2 protein-coding genes are annotated in these 1,442 nt (G+C 62.5%); both read left to right on the top strand.

The features are described 5' to 3' along the window. Nucleotides 1-1,178, top strand: a 1,178-nt coding sequence (locus HU811_RS26920) for a carbon starvation CstA family protein (protein ID WP_275944493.1), incomplete at its 5' end; no start/stop codon positions are given. 16 nt (nucleotides 1,179-1,194) lie between these two features. Beyond that, on the top strand, nucleotides 1,195-1,392 hold the full coding sequence (locus HU811_RS26915) for a YbdD/YjiX family protein (protein ID WP_047230563.1): 198 nt from the start codon (nucleotides 1,195-1,197) through the stop codon (nucleotides 1,390-1,392). Nucleotides 1,393-1,442 lie beyond the last annotated feature (50 nt).

Genomic DNA, 1,442 nt, shown 5'->3' with positions numbered 1-1,442 from the left:
TGGCGATCGGCATCCTGATCACCATGCCCGAGCTGAAAATGCCGGCACTGACCCAGTTCACTGACGGCACCGGGCCGGTGTGGAAGGGCGGATTGTTCCCGTTCCTGTTCATCACCATTGCCTGTGGCGCGGTCTCGGGTTTCCACGCGCTGATCTCTTCGGGCACCACGCCGAAGATGCTCGATAACGAAGTCAACGCCCGTTACATCGGTTACGGCGGCATGCTGATGGAGTCGTTCGTGGCAATCATGGCCATGGTCGCCGCTTCGGTGATCGAGCCGGGTGTGTACTTCGCCATGAACAGCCCGGCGGCGATCGTCGGCAGCGATGTGGTGAGCGTGGCGCAGACGGTCAGCAGTTGGGGCTTTGCAATCACCCCCGAAGCGCTGCAGGCGGTGGCCAATGACATTGGCGAGACCACCGTGCTGGCCCGTGCCGGCGGTGCGCCAACGCTGGCGGTGGGCATCGCGCAGATCCTGCACTCGGTGTTGCCGGGTGAGAACACCATGGCCTTCTGGTACCACTTCGCGATCCTGTTCGAAGCGTTGTTCATCCTCACGGCGGTAGACGCCGGCACCCGTGCCGGGCGCTTTATGCTGCAGGACCTGCTGGGCTCGTTCGTCCCAGCCCTCAAGCGGACCGAATCCTGGGTCGCCAACCTGATCGCCACCGCCGGCTGTGTGGCGCTGTGGGGCTACCTGTTGTACCAGGGCGTGATCGATCCGCTGGGCGGCATCAACACCTTGTGGCCGCTGTTCGGCATCTCCAACCAGATGCTGGCCGGTATCGCCCTGATGCTCGGCACCGTGGTACTGATCAAGATGAAGCGCCAGCGCTACGTCTGGGTGACCATGTTGCCGGCGGTCTGGCTGTTGATCTGCACCACCACGGCGGGCCTGATCAAGCTGTTCGACGCCAACCCGGCGATCGGCTTCCTGGCCCTGGCGCGCAAATACAACGATGCCCTGGCTGCCGGCCAGATCCTGGCCCCGGCCAAGAGCATCGAGCAGATGCAACATGTGGTGTACAACGCCTACACCAACGCAACGCTGACGGTGTTGTTCCTGCTGGTGGTCTTCAGCATCCTGTTCTACGCGCTCAAGGTCGGCATCGCCGCCTGGGGTCACAAGGAACGCACGGATAAAGAAGCGCCATTCCAGGCTGTGCCGGACGCCTGAATCGAGGATTGCAACGATGTTCAATGACTTGAGTCGCCTCGGTAAATACCTCGGTCAGGCCGCCCGCCTGATGGTCGGCATGCCCGACTACGACAACTACGTCGAGCACATGCAAAGCAAACACCCGGACAAGCCGCTGATGGACTACGAGGCGTTCTTCCGCGAACGCCAGGAAGCCCGTTACGGTGGCAAGGCCGGGCCCAAGTGCTGTTGAAACACCGCTTGGGTTGAGATACCCCCTGTGGGAGCGGGCTTGCTCGCGAA

The organism is Pseudomonas tehranensis, from assembly GCF_014268615.1.
Classification (GTDB): Bacteria; Pseudomonadota; Gammaproteobacteria; order Pseudomonadales; family Pseudomonadaceae; genus Aquipseudomonas; species Aquipseudomonas tehranensis.
Note: the sequence above shows the minus strand (reverse complement) of the source record. Positions and strands in the feature narration are given on the sequence as shown.

Coding starts and splice junctions, on each gene's coding strand:
- HU811_RS26915 (WP_047230563.1), top strand. CDS start 1,195: ATGTTCAATGACTTGAGTCGCCTCGGTAAATACCTCGGTCAGGCCGCC.